We start from the raw sequence: 16610 nt of genomic DNA on the forward strand, positions 1-16610 counted from the left end.
CATCCGAAGGTCGTGGCGTCCGGGCGGCCTCGATGGCGGTCCGAGCCGGGGCGAGATGGACGAAATTATAAACGTCGTCCTCGGGGAGGCAGGGCTCGATACGGTCCGGTGCCGCGTTCATTGCCGCCGCTCTTCGAGCGCGTCCGTTGCCCCAGACCACCACGGAAACCTCAAGTCCTTAGCGTCGGGCCGACAGCGCCGGACCGCCAAGGCGTCCTGGCGCGCAAGCGATGCGAGGACAAGATGCCCGTTGTGCCGACCTATGAAGACCGTGGCATTCGCCTCGACCCCGGCCTCAATTTCCGCGACACCACCCGCGCCACCGGCGAGATGTTCGGCTCCGGCATCGGCGAGGCGCTGGGCAGCGTGGGGCGGGGGCTGATCGATATCGGGCAGGCGGTGGCCGAGGTGAAGGATCTCGACGCCACCAACGAGGCCAAGGACAGCAACAACACCTTCATGGGTGGTGCGCGCGAACTCAGCTACGGCAAAAGCGGCTATATGGGCACCAGTGGCCGGGCAGCGGTGGAGGGGCTGGAGGGATACAAAGCGAGCCTGTTGCAACTGGCGAAAGACGGGGCCGCCGGCCTGTCGCCATTGGCGCAGAGAAAATACTGGGACGCCAGCAACGTCACGATCAACAACCTGATGGACGAAGCCTCCAGGCATGCCATGACGCAGCGCGGCGTGTGGACGGTGCAGACCAGCAAGGCGCGCGTCGATACCTTCCGCGAAAATGCGGCGGCGAGCTGGGATACCAACGACGAGAAGCTGGATATGATCGCCGGTTTCACGGAGCTTCAGAATATCGGCGGTCTTCTAGGATGGCATGCCGATGATCTCGCCGGCCAGTCGGCAGAGCTGATTTCCGGCGTGCACGAGGACCGCATCGTCAGAAAGGCCGAAACCGATCCGATCGGTGCGGCCGCCGATATCGAAAGCCAGAAGGGCTTCCTGCTGCCCGACGCCCAGAACAGGCTGAAGGCCACCGTCGGCGAGGCGGCGCTCGACGAAACGACACGGCAGGATGGCGTCGCCTTCGCAGAGGGAAAGCGAAAGCCGGCCGAGGCCGCGAACCCGCTTTTCGCGGAGGCAGGCGCCGACGCCACGGGGCGCGCTGCCGGGCCGACGCCGGAGCGGGCTCTCCTGCTTGGCCGCATCACGGGCGACGACGCGGGGAAGGTGCCCCGCCTCGATTCCAACTTCGCTACCAATCTTTCCGCCCTCATGGACGACGCTCCCCCGAAGTTCCGCGACGACATTGGCATCCGCTTTCCGCAAAGCGAAGCGGACGGCCCGGGGCGAACGGTCGATCTCACCTACAAAGGCGAAAGCCTTTCCGTCGCTCCGTCGCAGTTGCAGGACTGGGCGCGGCGCAATGCCGGACGCTATGGCCTGCGCATGCCGGTCGGCGGGGCGGGCGGTTCGGTGGTGGCCGCCGCCGACGGCGTCACCGCGCGGGCGCTGGCGCCGTCGTCCGGGCAGATCGACGCGCATCTCGCGGCGATTGCCGATCCGCGCCGCCGCGACATTGCCCGGCAGGCGATCCTCGGCACGCTTGAACAGCAGAGCCAGCAGGAGCTGCAGCAGCAGATGGCGGCCAAGGCCGAGCTGTGGCGGCAGGTCGGCGCCGGGGTAGCGCCGGACCAGGTGCCATTCAGCGTCCGGCAGGGGGCGGGCCGTGATGCGGTGGCCTCGGCGCGCAGCTATGCCGCAAAAACGCTGGCCGGCCCGCCCGACACCGACGAGGTGCTCTTGCGCGACATGTATCTTTACGCCGCCAGCCGGCCGGAGGACTTCGCGCGGCTCGATCTCAACGACTATCGCGACCGCCTCGAGGGATCCGATCTCAAGGTGCTCGCCGCGGCGCAATCGGCGATCGGCCAGGACAGCCGCAAGGCGCGCGACCAGGGCGCCGAGCTCGCCAGCGCCTTCGACTTGGCGAAGACACGGCTGGAAGAGGCGGGCGCGATAGGTTCCGGCGGCGGGGAAAGCGCCGAACAGCGCCAACTGCTGGCCCAGGTGCAGAACGCGCTTTACGACGACCTTGCCGCCTTCCGCAAGGCCAACCCTTCGACCAGGCCGACGACGGCCGACTTCCAGAAGATGATCAACCCGCACATCCTTGGCTATTACATCACGCCGCGCCCGGCAGCGGAGAGCGGCGCCGGCAAGCCTGTGCGATTTGGCGACATCTCGCCCAACCTTCGCGACAGCATCGCCCGCCAACTGCAACAGGAACTCGGCCGCCAGCCGACCGATGGCGAGGTGGCGCGAGAGTATCAGGCATTCCGGCTGGCGCAGGGGGCGTGAGGGCGGGGCGCTCTTTCGAAGGCGGCAAGCTGGCGGTTTGGAATGCGAGGTCACCGCGACATTCGTCGTGGTCTTCGTCGCCAAGGATAACAGGCAGTTGCGCACGCGGACGCGCGAATTCGGTGCATTCAAAGAAAAGACCATTGCGGGCAAGGAGGCTGTTTTCGTATAAGTTGCCTTTATACAGCTAATGGTAGAATCCCGCTATGGACCTGCTGGTGGAATCGATCCTCTCTCCTATATATTGGCTGGCCGCAAAGGCCTTATTTTTTCTCTCCCGCTCCTTCCTTATCCCAATCTTCGGAGTGCCTTTTATTTCCGCAGCGGCTGTCCTGCATTTTGCAAAGCCAGAGTTCAAGCTCGGTCGAGCCGGCTATTTTTTCGCAATATCATTATTCTTTCTGCTCGCCTTAGTAAGCCTGAAACTGATATTTGTATCCTTACTCTTTCTTCCGAAGAGTAATTTTTTCCCGCTATGGGTGCTGGCTACCTATGGCTGCCTTGTCGCGATGGGCATTTTGCTCGGACTAGCATCCGCCGCCCGGGCCATGGATGCTTATGGCCATCGCACCTATTGGTTTTTGGGGTTCATTCCGATTGCCAACTTGGCATTGCTTATCAAGCGACCGCAGGAGCCAAAGGGACTAGACTTTCAGAGACTGGCCGGAAACACCCTGCTGATCATCATTGGCATCCTGCTCATAGGAACGGTCAAACTGCAGATGGAGTTTCTACAGCGTGGGGTGGTGGTAATCGTTGGCAATGGGTAGGTGGCAATCGATCATCGCTCGATGTCACGCAAGATAAGGGTAGGCAGCGGCGGGAAGACGACACGCGCAGGCAATTCCTAACCGTGACCTGACCGCAAGCCGACAGACGGCGAGGTGGCGCGGGAGTATCAGGCGTTCCGGCAGGCGCAGGGGGCGTGAGGGCGGGGCTTCTCGATGAAGGCTCAGGGCGTGATGTCTCAGACGCGCTACGTTGATTTATCTCCGCCATGCCGAAATGGGCGGATGAAGGCATTGAACGCCAAAACAAAAAGTCATCGGAGGTTTCGACCTCATATTCGAGACGAACCAACTAGCCCGCAAAGTCAAATAAACGGCAAGAGGATCGGACGTGCGGACCCTCAGCTTCAGCGACTATGCCTCTCCTGGAGGCGAGTCGGCAATGGACTGCAACCATTTCTAGAGTCGTGGTGAATACAGAGGATAGAAAGCTAGAAGACGGAGCTTTGGAGTCCCCGATGTCGCCGACTGCCGGACGGATCGGTGCCGCCGATCACCACGGAGACCCACCACGACTTAGCGTCTGGCCTGATCCTTTTCGGGAGGCAGGCCTTTGCTCACCCCTGACGAATACGGCGCCTACAAGGGTAGGCAGCGGCGGGGGACGACGACGCGCGCAAGCAATTCCTGGCTGTGGCCCGGCTGGAAAAGATCGGTTCGACCGCCAGCGATGCACAGATTTCCGACGAAGTTGCCGCCGCGACCCGGAATAGGCCGGCGCCGATTGAACTGGTCAAAGACAATCGGGAGTTGTTCGGCCGGATCGCCGACGACGCGCGAATGGACGAAATCCGTGCCAGCGCGCCCAAGCTATTTGCGTATCTGGGTGATCCTGATGGCGCGGCCATCCCCAGGGACGACTTCTGGGTTGGTGACAGTGTGAGGGAGACGCACTTTATGGGCTCGTGGCGCCAACGTAGATGAAATAGCTCAAGATGAGCATGCAAACGATGGCGGTGCCGAGCCCTGCCGTCGGCACATTGTCTTTGCGCTTGCGTCGCACCAAAGCGAAAAAGAGCAGCGAAAGAAGAAACAGGCCCAGCGCAAACCCGAGTTGCTCGCCGATGAACCCGGATATTCCAAAAGGACGGTCCGGAATGCTCTGGCCGGTCGCTATGGCCATGACCACCGTTATGACCAGAGACAAGCCGAGCAGGATGAGCATGCATTTGTTCCTGCCGTTGCTTTTTGACGCCGCGACCTGTTCAATCGCCTCTTGCGTTCCATCCTGCTGCATATCTTACCTCCCGCGCTGTCACTCAACCTTGATATTGGTCTTCGCCCATTCCAGAAGCTCTTTGCGGCAGGCGGCCAGCAGGTCCTGATCCTGCAGGAAAGGCATGACGCGGGACGACAAGACGAAGGCGTGCCGGCTGAGTTCCATCGTTGATGTCAGGAACAGGACGGACGCCGCCGGCCCACTGCAACTTTTTGGCCTGATACCAGCGAGTTTCGAGCAAACTCTTAAGGGAACAACATATCGGCGCGATAGAGCAAGCCGCAAAAGATCAGTGTGGTGATGATGCCCGATATCAGTCCGGCCTTGGGAACGTCGGCCCAACGCCTCAGCCTGACGATACCGAAGACAAGCAGCCCGGCGAAGAAAGGGATGCCGGCCTCACCCAGAAGTTCTCCGACCCATCGTCCCTGGGCGCCGCGGAAGTGGCCAACTTCATCGCCTCTGTGCAGCTTGAGCGCAAGGCTGCCGACGACCGAAAGAAGAAACAGGATAGCGATGCTCTTCCAAAAGCCGCTCCTTTTCTCTTGAGGACTATAGTCTCGCAGCATTTTCTTACCTTTCGCTCGAGCCTTTAAACAGACATCGCAGGTTCATTGTCAGTCATTGCGAATGCGCCAATTTAGTGGGCGAGTCGGCAGCGGGCTGCAACTCCTTTTAGAATTAGGGCGACTACGGGGACCGGCGACCTGCACCCTAATGCCCATGGCGTTCCCATCGGCCGATCGTATCGATCGGCGTTGCCGATCAGCACGGAAACCCACCACGACTTAGCGTCTGGCCTGATCCTTTTGGGAGACAGGCCTTTGCTCACCCCTGACAATTACGACGCCTACAAGGGTAGGCAGCGGCGGGACGACGACGCGCGCAAGCAGTTCCAGACCGTGGCCCAGCTGGAAGACGACGGCACGCCCCGCACGGACGCCCTGCTCTCCGAGCAAGTGGCCGACCTGACGGGAAACAAGCCGGCGCCGGAGGAGGTGGTCAGAGACAACCGCGAGGCGTTCTGCAAGGTCGTCGACGATGCGGAGATGGACGCGCTTCGAACCAGCGCGCCCAAGCTGTTCGACTATCTGAGCAACCCCAAAAACCCGCCCGTCGCCAGGGAACACTACCCCTCGCTCGTGGCTATCGAGCAGGCGGCAAACAAGGCCATCGATGCGTCACGTCGCCCGATAGGCGGAGCGTTCTGGCCGGGATTGCAGTTGGCTTCAGCCTCCATCCCGGCGGTCTCGGCGCCGATCGGGGACGCGGAGGTTTCTCCGCCCATTCTTGCGGCGAATTCGGGAAAGCCTGTTCCCGTTCCACTTCCGCGCCCGATGGAGGCGCCAACCGCCGCCGCCAATCCGCCCGTTGGTGCAGGCGTGACAGACAGCATTCCCGCCGAGACACCGGAAAACGCGGACGTGCCTAACGCCGGTGCTCCGGCGGTATCGGGGCCGGTCGCCTCTCCTTCGGCACCGCAGAACAATGCGGGCGTACCCACCGCTGCCGTGCCGGGTGCCGCTCCAGCAGGAACGGAACAGATCAATGTGCCTCCGCTGACTTCATCTGAAGGGATGAAGCCGGTCGTCGCGGCGCCAGTGGTAGGGGGGACTGAGGCAAAAGCTCCGGAGCGGGGTTCTCCCGTCGCTATTTCTCCAGAGCAGGACAAGCTCATCAGTGCGGTTGCCGGCGGCAACCAAGGCTCTCTGTACTATCTTCACCTCAGCATCGATCAGCATCCGGGCATTCGACGGCATGAGGCTCATCGCCTGGTTGACCAGATGGCCTACGGTCTTGTCGGACGAAAGGCTGCGGAGAGGGAGTTGCGAGCCCTGTTCGCTTCGGCGGGGCAACCGTCTGGCGCTCCAGCCGGTAATGAAGCCTATACCGGTCCCGACGCGACGGCCTGGGAACGGGGGCGGTATGACGCCTATCCCCTGCCGTCGCTCACAGATCCCTTGAACATGTTTCGCCCACCGGCTCCCTACGATGGTGCCGTTTTTGAAGCGCCGAAGCCCACTGCGCCAAACGGGCCCATTCCGATTGGAAGTTGGACGGTGGCGGCCAATTCCGAACTCATTTCTCCCGAATACGCGAAGGGATTAATTAGATGGGCTATAACTTCGTATGGGCAAGCCGAAGAATTTATTGGACAGCTTTCCGAGCCGTCTCCTGAAAAAATTAGAGAAATAGAGGATATTGCTAATGCAATCGCTTATGCAAAAATTCAAGATTATGATAAACTTCGTGTAATGGCGAGTCAGCAGTATTTCTACTATTACAAAGATTTGTATAGAGAGCTAGATTCAGTTGTTTTCGAGCATAAAGATCCGAAAAAAGTACTTGAATATTTGAATGGAGTGAGGCTTGACACTCAAAGCTCCGCTCGAAGGCATCAAGCGTCCGGAGAGTATTGGCAAAATTACGCTCGAACGGAATGGGCTGCCACGCCCGGTCAGGAAAATAGCTTAGCTAGCCTGGCCGGAGAGGCCACTCCTGATATCCTGGCGGCTTTGAGCATTCCACGAATTGCAGGCGCGATTGGATTGGCTCTTTACGGGGCTTTGCGCTCGGGAGGGGCTGGAGTCTCCAAGGCGCGCGAGGCCGGAGCCAGCGAGGTCGTTCAAACTGAAGCCGGTTGGTGGAATGCGGGATGGGGTGCGCTTTCCTCGCTTCCCTTCGCGGAAAAGGTGGCGAAAATCCCATTCGTCAAAAACGCTCTTGGTCGAACGGCGGGCACACTGTTGACCGCTGGCATGGAAGGGGTGCAGCAGGCAACTCAGAAGACCGGGGAAAATTTAATTTCGTGGTGGAAGTTTGATAAAAATCAAGAATGGCTGGAGGGGACAGGGGGGGCCTTTCTAGGTGGAGCTATTTCTTCCTATTTTGGTAATGTTATCGGACAAGTACATGCAAGTGGTCGAAATTATACTGCTCTGAAGAGTATTTCGAGCGAATCTAGTTCATGGAGGGCAAGCGGACAAGATCTTGAAGTGCTTCGCGATTTCGTTGGAGAGAAGTTAAAGGGGGAGCCGGCCGAATATCTTTATATATCTCCGGATGAATTCTTCGTTGGCATGAAGGAGATCGGTGCAGAGCCGCGCGAGGTTTTCCGAAAAATAAAGGGAGCTCCCATATCGGATTTCGACACAGCCGTATCGACTGGTGGCGATCTGCGTATTCCCACCGCCAGTTATCTCGTGGATTTCGCTGGAATGAAGGAGGGGGAGGCCATGCTGAGGCATCTTCGCCTCGATCCGTCCGATATGCCATGGGCAGTGGCCGAGAAATACAACGAAGAAGTTCGCAAAGCGCTTGAGGAGATAACAAAGGAGGCTCCCCAATGGAGGGCCAAACTCGATACTGGCACCGAACCAGTCGCAGCCTCCACTGGTGTCCCTACTGACAAACCTTCGCCGACGTCCGCCAATGGTCCTTCGCTTGACACTAGAAGCACTAATCCGCCCTCCGACTCCTCTCGCCAAACACACGAGAAACGAAAAACACAACAGCAGAAAAGGAACGAAGCGCGCAGGGAAGCAGAAGCTCAGCAGCAGGCGGATGGTGCGAAGATCCGGCAGAATAACGCCGATAAAAAGAGAGAGGCCTCAAGACAACACAAGGTTGCAAAGGAAGAAAGGAAGCGCGCCTTCTGGAAAACTCAAAAGGAGCTTTCCGAGGGGCCGGCGCCTTCTACAGACAAAGATACGCTCATGCGCTCGATTTCTCCTTGAAGTCCCTTCTAGGCCAATCCGGACGCAAGACCGAGAGCTGTCTGGCTGTGAGGCCTAACGCATTTGTTTCAACGCTGCGATGATCCAGCGTCTTCAGCATGGGTCGCTTCATAACTCTTGTCTATGAGGTTTGCGTCCTTGTGAGTCGTAATGCCGAACAGCAGGAGTGCAGCAGCGATGCCTGTGCCGAGCCCTGCTAACGGCGTGGAGCCGCCGCGGATCAACCTGACTATTGCAAAAAAGAACAAGGAAAAGATGTATGTCGTGATCGTGGCCCCGGTTATTCCTCCCCAGTAATACGCTGTTGAGGAGGAATAAGTTCCTGGGCTTGCGATATCGGCGATCTCTACACTTATGCTAGCCAAAACAAGAGAGGTGAGAAACAAAATCAGAAGGCATTTATTCCGGTTTTTGCCCTTAATTGATTTGGCTTCTCTCTCTCTTTCTTGATCGTCCTGATTCATTTTCATCTGAGCCTGTGGCAAACGGGCGTGCTCGCCCAATTTCGTTGATGGAGCGGCTGATTGCTCTCTGTTGATTTCCACTATGCTCTCTCAGGATGTGAGGAGACAATGGCGGACAACCTTCTCGGAACTCGCGATGAATACGTAAAGGGCCAGCGAACGAGCGCAGGTCCGCTAGGTGGTGATGGCATCGCCAGCCATGGCGGAAACCCTCCGGCCTCTAGCATACGGCACTCCTGCCGTTGGGGAATGCCGCCCTGTCGACCAAAGCCAATCTCAAGCTCGTTTGCACCGGCCCACATCGGCTCAAGAGAGCGGGCGGACGCCTGCCTTCTCTACGGCCCGCGAAAAGCTCGGAGGTTCGACTTCATTTCCCTCGCACAATGCGCGGGAAGCTGGTCGGTCCTGCCCGCCCTATTGTCGGAGAATAGAATGACGATCAGTTCCCCTCGGACGACAGGCGAGGAGGCTCCCCGCCTTTACCCCGGCCCTGACGATGACAAAGCACCCGGAGGGGCCGGGGCGCTGAAGCGGTTGTTCGCTGCTGGCGATCTTCCGGGACTCCTGCGCGATGGCGCTCGCTTGTTCCTGACACTTCTCACGACTACGGGCGATCACGGCGATGCGGCTGCAAGAGCCGATGGCGAGGCGCTGTCCCGCTGGTGGGGCGAGGCCGATGACCACGAGGACCGGTTCGCCCGCGCCTTCGCCGCCTATCTTCTGGACGGCAAGGCGTTGCCGGCCGGGCCGCGCGCGGCGTTCCGCCGTTTCCGGGCCTGGCTGATCGAGGCCTACCTGACGATGCGGCGGCTCGGCGTGGCGGTTGCGCCCGAGGTGGGCGATGTGTTCGACCGGCTGCTGGCCACCGATCTGGCGCTCGGCGAAGCGCGCCGGGCGGCCGGCGATCTCGGTCCGGTGTCGGCCGATCTCGGGGCGTTGCGGGCGGCGGCGGAAGCCGAGGCCGAGGAGCGGTTGACCCAGGCGATCATGCGGCCGGTGCGGGCGGCGCGCCAAAAATGGTATCGCGACGGGCTGGCGGCGGCGACGCGCGAGGCCGAGGGGCGGATCGACGCGCTGCCGGTCTACCGGGCGACCGAGTGGCTGACCAACCGCCGCTGGCTGGGCGATGCGCCCCGCCCGCTGCCCGTGCTCAGGCTGTCGCGGCCGATCCTGGTCGAGCGCTATGGCGAGGCGGTGCTGGCGGCGCGGCGGCGACAACAAGCCCTACCGCGAGCTGCCGATCGGCGGACTGCGCGCGGTCGTGGCTAGCGGGCGCCGGGCGGGGAGCGGCGGCGTCCGCTCGACCTTCGCGAGAACATCGGCCGGCAGTTTGCCCTCAAGCTGGGTCGCAAGCCGACCGACGGCGAGGTAGCACGGGAATATCAGACGTTCCGGCAGGCGCGGTGAGAGCGGGGTTTACGAGGTGTGGCAAGATGGTGGCTTGAGGTCACCATGATATTCGTTGTGATCTCCGTGGATAGCCCGTTGTCCATCCGCACCTTATCGGGGTAGGATTTGTTGTTCTTCTCCGATAAGTAGAGTTTTGTATATGGAAGCGTTAGCCTATAGGATTTTCCAAACCGGCAACTCCAATTCCCTCTTTTTCTCCTGGGGAATGCTGTTTGCTTTTGCGGCGATTGTCGTTGCCTTGGTGAAGCCTAAGTTTCGATTGGGGCGGGCCGCTTATTTCTTTGTCATGGGGTTATGTCTTCTATTTTTGGGAATGAGATATTTCATCGATGGCTTCTTTCTAGAGGCGTTGAAGAATGATTATTTGTTCGAATTGCTGCTGGCCAGCTATTCTTGCCTCATCATAGGAACTGTTTTGCTCGGTCTTGCTTCAGCAGCAAGATCAAATGACGCATATGGCCACTGGAAAAACTGGTACTTGGGATTTATCCCGATTATCAGCCTTGTATTGCTTTTCAAGCGATCGCAGGAGCCGGCGAAATCGGGCTTTCCGCGGCTTGCCCGAAACATCCTGCTCGTCATCTTAGGCTTGTTTCTGTTTGGATCTGGCAGAATGCTGACGGTTCTCACGGATCGAAATAGTGAGCAGATTGCTCGCAACGAGCAGAACGACCCGCAACTGCAAAGAAAAGTGGGGCGGTACGAGCTGCAAAATCGTGGCTTGAACGGTTGGCTGAAGGAAGTGGCCGGGAACATCCATCCCCCTGAGATCATCGATGAGTCCACGGTTATGACCTCGGCAGAGGTTGATGAGGCTACACTCCGCTTCGTTTATGAGCGTGCCGATGGACGCGTTCCCTATTCGCGGCTGTGGCTAAACATGAAGACTTATGAGATGTGCAAAGCGGCAAATTTCATTGCTTTGATAGAAGCGGGTGGGACCATCGAGAAGAAATATATCGGGCAGCAGGGGGTGCCTCTAGGCGAAGCGAAAGCGAATACCCAGCTTTGTGAGCAACTGCAGGTTCAAATTCCGCAGATCGTGCGGGAAATTGTCAATGAATGGCAGATGACGCGTCAGCTCGACAGCGAGACGGTCTGGTCTTTTAGTGAATATAAAGATGGTAAACTTAACGCTTATTATGATTATTCGGGTGATCAGAAAAATATAAAATGGGATGATGTAAGACGTAGACTATGTCGCGGTTTTATGTTTGTTGAAGCGATGGCTTTTGGTGTTGATGTTCGGGGGGTATATAGAACGCCGCAAAAGGTCGAGATCGCTGATCTGGTTGTGAATGACGCGTCATGTGAAGCTTTTCGTGGCAAATAGAGCATTTATCGCTGGGACTTTAGGCAACAGGCCGTCGCGTACGCCTACGCCTGATATCAATGGTTTTTCCACGCAGAAACGACTGGCATTCACGAAATGCCGTTGTCGTTGCGATCGGCGGTTCGCCACAGCGGAAACCTTTCCCACCCTAGCATCCGGCATTCTGGTCACTGGGGAATGCCGCCTTGTCGCATACAGCCAATTACATCGCTTGGAGGGAAAGGCGCGGTCTGGAGGACGGTGCCCGCGCGAAGCTCCAGACAGCCGCCGCGACGGGAGACCCGACCAATACCGCACAAGCCCAGGAGATTGCAAGCCAAGTCGCCGCTGCAACGGGCAACAGGCCCGCGCCGGCCGGGCTGGTCGAAGATAATCGCGAGCTATTCGACAAAATCGTTGTCGACGCAAAGCTGGACGCAATTCGAGCCAGCGCGCCCAAGCTCGCCGAATGGCTGGACCAACGGCAAAACTTTGCCCTCGTCAAGGGCGATCTCGACAATCTCCTGCCAATCGCGACGACCATTGCAAGAATTGGTGAGCCTCCGAAAGCGCCGCCTCTCTGGCAGATGTGGCCGAAGGATCGGCAGAGCCTTGCCTCTGCTCCAACCCAGGCAACATTCGGCAATCCTGGAGCGAATACCGTCGGCCCGCTGAAGAGCACGGCGGATAAAATGGCGTCGGCAGCGGGGCAGGTGACGAAGGGCGCGGGAGATGCCGCTTTTGTGCCGATACTGCCGACGCAGGAGATGTCGAACGCTGGTGCTACGGGGGCGCCAGAGGCAAAGAAGAACCCGAACGACAATGCCACGGGAATACCGGGTGCGACCACTGCCCAACCGGCATCAGTGGCGGTTCTTCCGATTCAGGCGACCGGACAGGCTTTTGTTTCCGCAGCGCCGGGAGCGCAGGCCGATCTGAGCGTCAACGCTGCCGAAGCGCCCAGGACGACCATTGATAATTCAGGCTACTGGACGAGCTATGGCTCGGTTCCTTCAGCTCAAGCGGAAGAGAAAGGGTGGGCGTCGAACTGGGAGCTAGTCTTCCCCACACCGGAGGAAAAGGCCGATCGCGAGAAACACATTGATCGTATCGTCAACGCGGCGAATGCCAGTGACGAAGATATGGCCGATCTCCGCTTATGGATACAGCAGCAGAAATACTTCAACGTAGAGCGTCTCGATGATGTTCTCTCCCGTACCCACGCCGGCAAGACGCCCCCCAACGAAGCGCGGGCAGAGCTGGAGCCCTTGTTTGCGCCGATCACCAACGCCATTGCCCGGGGGCTCTGGGGTTTCGCTCTGGCTTATAACTATAGTGAATACGAATATTACGCACAACTAGCGAAAGATAGTGGTCGTTCTTTCGATGAAATTCTAGCCAATACAAAAATATTAGATGGATTAGTCGCCAGTCCTGTCGATATTTACGATGCAACATCTCGATGGTTGCTTGCGAAAATTTCTTCTGGAACCAGAGATGAAAATGTTTCCCGTTCTGTATATTATGCTCAACGAGTCGGAAAATTATATGAACGTATCAATTCACTACCATGGTCGGTAACCGCTACCCGATATGCCAATTTAAGAAACGGACCAGGGAAAGATCAGTCCACAACTGGACAAGTTTCGAAATATTTTGGTGATATTCTCGAGGAACCTGTCGGCTTTACATCTCTTTTACTGGAATCGATACTCGAAGGTATGCCTATTGACGCCGCGGCGATGGCAGCGGCGGGGGTGACGAAGAGCCCTGGCGTCGGCATCGCGGTGGCGACCACGGGATCGTTTATCCAGAATCGCTTTACGGCGTCGAGTGATTACCTTGCGAAGCAGGGTCTCGACATTAGGACGCTAGAGGGAGCTCGACGGGCCGCCACTGATCAGAAATTGTTCGATGAGGCGAAAACATACGGCGAAACGAGAGCGCTTTTCATCGCCTTAATGGACGGCCTTTCTGCGCATATGGCCGGCAAGCAGTTGGTAGAAAGTCCCATTGGCAACGCACTCGTTCAGATATCCGCGCCGGCTGCAATGGCAATGGCTGGAGAAGCTGCGGCGCAGACGGCGTCTGGTCAAGATCCCGATTTGAACGCGATCCTTCTCAAGGGCCTGGGGGCACTGGTAAAGAGCGCGGCGCAGCAGGCTGGCGAGGCTGGCTTCAAAGCCATTGGCGAAGGCCTTGCCAAAGCTCAGGTGGCCATGCGGAACCAAGCCATGTTGCGACAACTGTCCGAGCAAGCTTCTGTTTCGAAGATACGTAGACAGCAGCCGGAGGTGTTCCGTGGCCTGGTCGATAACGTGACGCAGGGCACACCCGCCGAATATGTCTACATTCCGATCGAGAGATTCGTCGATACTCTGAAAAGTAACGGCGCTGATCCCTGGCAGATCGCCAGAGGACTAAAAGGCATGACGCGGGCCGAATATGACGCCGCCCTCCTAAGTGGCGGAGACCTGCGCATTCGCACTTCTGCTTTCGTGACCGATCTTTCGAGCACGAAGGAGGGCACCGCCCTCATGCCTGATATGAAATTCAATCCGCTTGGCATGACGACGGAAAAGGCTAACGAGTTTGTCGCGCAGGCCATGGGGAAAATTCAGGAGATTGCGGACGAGGCCGTGCGTCAGGGATTCACTGCCCCAGACGAGCCGTCCAGGAGAGCGAACGAAGCGGCGCCGGCGGGACGTGAACAGGCAGGTGCTCCCGCCGCCTCTAGCACCAAGACCGCTACCGATCCCACTCCCGCCACAGGTTCCCAAGGGCTGAATGCGCTCTCTAGCGAAAAGGCGACCGCCAGCCCGCCAGACAAGGCGGATTCAGTCGCCAGCAACTCGGTAAAGCGGCCAGCCGTTGATGGCGGGAAGGAGACCGTCTCTTTGCCCCCCTCCGCAGCCAAAGACACGCTCATGGATTCGGCGTCGCCGTCCGCGCTCGTCCCGTCCAAAATAGCCGTTACCCCCGTTTTCACCCCTTCGGAGAAGATTGATGTCCCCCTCAGAGATGGCCACCAATACGGTCCTTCTATCCCAAGGAGCAAAAAAGCCCATATACCTCGGCCAGAATGAGGCCGCGCTGGATGTGACCGAGGCGCGAGCAGGCAAGGCAGCGGACCAGCCGCCCATGACTGCGGATGGCGCTAACCCGCCTGCGGGCCAGGATGGCAACGCTCTGAAGCGATTGTTCGAGACGGCTGACCCTTCGGCCCTGCTGCTCGAGGCCGGGCGCCGCTTTCTCGCCATGGAGCGACGGAGCGATACCGCCGATATCGGGCATCAATTCGCCCGCGCCTTCGCCGCTTCTCTTCTTGAGGACAAGGCGTTGCCGGCCGGGCCGCGCTTGGCGTTCCGCCGTTTCCGGGCCTGGCTGATCGAGGCCTACCTGACGATGCGGCGGCTCGGCGTGGCGGTCGCGCCCGAGGTGGGCGATGTGTTCGACCGGCTGCTGGCCACCGATCTGGCGCTCGGCGAAGCGCGCCGGGCGGCCGGCGATCTCGGTCCGGTGTCGGCCGATCTCGGGGCGTTGCGGGCGGCGGCGGAAGCCGAGGCCGAGGAGCGGCTGACCCAGGCGATCATGCGGCCGGTGCGGGCGGCGCGCGAAAAATGGTATCGCGACGGGCTGGCGGCGGCGACGCGCGAGGCCGAGGGGCGGATCGACGCGCTGCCGGTCTACCGGGCGACCGAGTGGCTGACCAACCGCCGCCGGCTGGGCGATGCGCCCCGCCCGCTGCCCGTGCTCAGGCTGTCGCGGCCGATCCTGGTCGAGCGCTATGGCGAGGCGGTGCTGGCGGCGCTGCCGCGCGGGCGTTCCACCGCCTATGCCGCCGAGGGCGGCGTCGACCCCGACGAGGCGGCCGGCCTGTTCGGCTTTTCGAGCGGCGACGAGATGATCCAGGCGATGGCGCTGGCGCCGAGGCGCGGCGCGACGATCGCCGCCGAGGCCCGCCGCCTGATGATCGAGCGCCATGGCGACCCGCTCGTCGACGGCACGTTGCCGGAAAAGGCGCTCGCCGCCATCCATGGCGGCCGGATGGCCGACTGGCTGGCCGCCGAGCTCCGGGCGCTGGCCGGCCCGGCCGGCGAGGACAGGCCGCTGACGGCGGCGGCGGCGCAGGATTTCGCCCGCGCGGCGCTGGCCGGAACGCCGGTGCGCGACGCCGTCGACGCCCGGCGCCACCTGGCCGCCGAGCGGCGGGCCGGCGAGGAAGCGGCGAAGCTTTCCGCCTCCGGCGAGGAGGGGCAAAGGAGCAAGAAGCTCTACGACGCCCGGCGCCGGCAGCTTCTCAACCTGGCGCTCCACGCCGAGGCGCGGCGGATCGCCGACGATCTCCAGGCGGCGGAACGGACGGTGCGCCGTCTCGACCGGCCGGACCGGCCGGAGGTGACGCAGGGCATCGACGGCTGGCCGGCCATCGACGCCATCCTCGACCGGTTCGAGTTTCGCAAACCCGGCGACCCGGCGCCGCGCGGCGCCGTGGCCGCCTTCGCGAAGGCGATGACGGCGGCCGGCCGGGAGAACGAGCTGGCGCTTGCCGACGCCGTGCTGGCCGGCGGCGAGGGGCGGCCCTATCGCGAATTGCCGGCCGGCGAGCTCCGCGCGGTGGTCGCCAGCCTCGAGAACATCGAACACGCCATCGGCCGCAACGACGCGCTGGTGGACGCGCGCGGGCGGCAAAGCCTCAGCGCGGCGGTGGCCGAAGCGGTGGCCGCCGTGGCGCGGGCGCCGGGCGGCACGGAGGGTGGGACGGGGGCTCGCCCCGTCGACCCCGGCCGCGCCGCCGCCGAGCTGCTGCGCGAGATCGCCGGCGACGGGGCGCCGTCGGTCCGCCGGCTGGCCGCGTCGATCAATGCGGCGAGGCAGGCGCTCGGCCGCCGCCGGCAGCGGGCGGCGGCGGACATCGCGGCGCTCTACGCGCCCTACGCGGCGGACGAGCGGCGGGCGATGGGCGTGCGCCGCTTCCTGCCGGGGCTGGGGCGGTCGCTGTCGCGCTGGGAGATGATCGCCATCGCGCTCAACGCCGGCAACGAAGCCGGCCATGCCCGCCTGGCCGGCGGCGGGGCGGGGCTGGCGCCGGAGGCGGTGCCGCCGATCCTGGCGGCGCTCGACGCCCGCGACGCCCGCTTCATCGCGGCGGTGTGGGATTATCTCGAGGGCTTCCGGGGCGAGATCGCCGCGCGCGAGCGGCGGGCAACCGGCGGGACGCCGGCGTGGGTCGGGGCGCGGCCGGTGACCGTCGGCGGCGTCGCGCTGAAGGGCGGCTTCTATCCGCTGGCCGGCGCGGGCGACCTCGCCGCGGCGGTGCGGGCCGGCCGGTTCGCCAAGGCCACGGCCATGACCGGAGGCGATGGC

12 protein-coding genes are annotated in these 16610 nt (G+C 61.1%); 8 read left to right on the forward strand and 4 right to left on the reverse strand.

Annotated elements, in window-relative coordinates; translation table 11 throughout:
• Positions 1–243: 243 nt before the first annotated feature.
• From CJ014_RS24595 to CJ014_RS27670, 3 genes are all read left to right on the forward strand, one after another.
• The gene (locus CJ014_RS24595) at positions 244–2313 is read left to right on the forward strand and encodes a hypothetical protein (protein WP_100083152.1); all 2070 of its coding nucleotides are present in this window, start codon (positions 244–246) and stop codon (positions 2311–2313) included.
• A gap of 206 nt (positions 2314–2519) precedes the next feature.
• Positions 2520–3083 (forward strand): hypothetical protein, encoded by a 564-nt coding sequence (locus CJ014_RS24600; protein WP_100083153.1) that lies wholly within the window; start codon positions 2520–2522, stop codon positions 3081–3083.
• Between the two features lie 651 nt (positions 3084–3734).
• Complete coding sequence (locus CJ014_RS27670; RefSeq protein ID WP_133121935.1) at positions 3735–4025, forward strand: hypothetical protein; 291 nt, start codon at positions 3735–3737, stop codon at positions 4023–4025.
• Here the strand turns inward: CJ014_RS27670 and CJ014_RS24605 are convergent.
• The 3 genes from CJ014_RS24605 to CJ014_RS24610 form a co-directional block, all read right to left on the reverse strand.
• A complete protein-coding gene (locus CJ014_RS24605) occupies positions 3997–4338 on the reverse strand; it encodes a hypothetical protein (RefSeq protein WP_100083154.1) in 342 nt (113 codons plus the stop codon). The two genes, CJ014_RS27670 and CJ014_RS24605, sit on opposite strands and share 29 nt — an antisense overlap.
• Positions 4339–4356: 18 nt before the next feature.
• A complete protein-coding gene (locus CJ014_RS28335; RefSeq protein WP_280952358.1) occupies positions 4357–4485 on the reverse strand; it encodes a hypothetical protein in 129 nt (42 codons plus the stop codon).
• 80 nt (positions 4486–4565) lie between these two features.
• Positions 4566–4889: a hypothetical protein gene (locus CJ014_RS24610; protein WP_100083155.1), complete on the reverse strand. Its 324-nt coding sequence runs from the start codon at positions 4887–4889 to the stop codon at positions 4566–4568.
• A gap of 255 nt (positions 4890–5144) precedes the next feature.
• On the opposite strand from CJ014_RS24610, the gene CJ014_RS27675 reads away from it, so the two are divergent.
• Positions 5145–8057, forward strand: coding sequence for a hypothetical protein (locus CJ014_RS27675; RefSeq protein WP_133121936.1), 2913 nt, complete (start codon positions 5145–5147; stop codon positions 8055–8057).
• A 68-nt stretch (positions 8058–8125) separates the two neighbouring features.
• Here the strand turns inward: CJ014_RS27675 and CJ014_RS27680 are convergent, their stop codons facing one another.
• Positions 8126–8602, reverse strand: coding sequence for a hypothetical protein (locus tag CJ014_RS27680; protein ID WP_133121937.1), 477 nt, complete (start codon positions 8600–8602; stop codon positions 8126–8128).
• 501 nt (positions 8603–9103) lie between these two features.
• On the opposite strand from CJ014_RS27680, the gene CJ014_RS24625 reads away from it, so the two are divergent.
• From CJ014_RS24625 to CJ014_RS24640, 4 genes are all read left to right on the forward strand, one after another.
• The gene (locus tag CJ014_RS24625) at positions 9104–9790 is read left to right on the forward strand and encodes a hypothetical protein (protein ID WP_100083158.1); all 687 of its coding nucleotides are present in this window, start codon (positions 9104–9106) and stop codon (positions 9788–9790) included.
• A 280-nt stretch (positions 9791–10070) separates the two neighbouring features.
• Positions 10071–11264, forward strand: a complete 1194-nt coding sequence (locus CJ014_RS24630; protein WP_133121938.1) for a hypothetical protein — start codon at positions 10071–10073, stop codon at positions 11262–11264.
• A 185-nt stretch (positions 11265–11449) separates the two neighbouring features.
• Positions 11450–14329, forward strand: a complete 2880-nt coding sequence (locus CJ014_RS27685) for a hypothetical protein (protein WP_133121939.1) — start codon at positions 11450–11452, stop codon at positions 14327–14329.
• A 112-nt stretch (positions 14330–14441) separates the two neighbouring features.
• Positions 14442–16610, forward strand: a 2169-nt coding sequence (locus CJ014_RS24640; protein ID WP_133121940.1) for a hypothetical protein, incomplete at its 3' end; no start/stop codon positions are given.

This window comes from Pleomorphomonas carboxyditropha (assembly GCF_002770725.1).
Lineage (GTDB): Bacteria > Pseudomonadota > Alphaproteobacteria > Rhizobiales > Pleomorphomonadaceae > Pleomorphomonas > Pleomorphomonas carboxyditropha.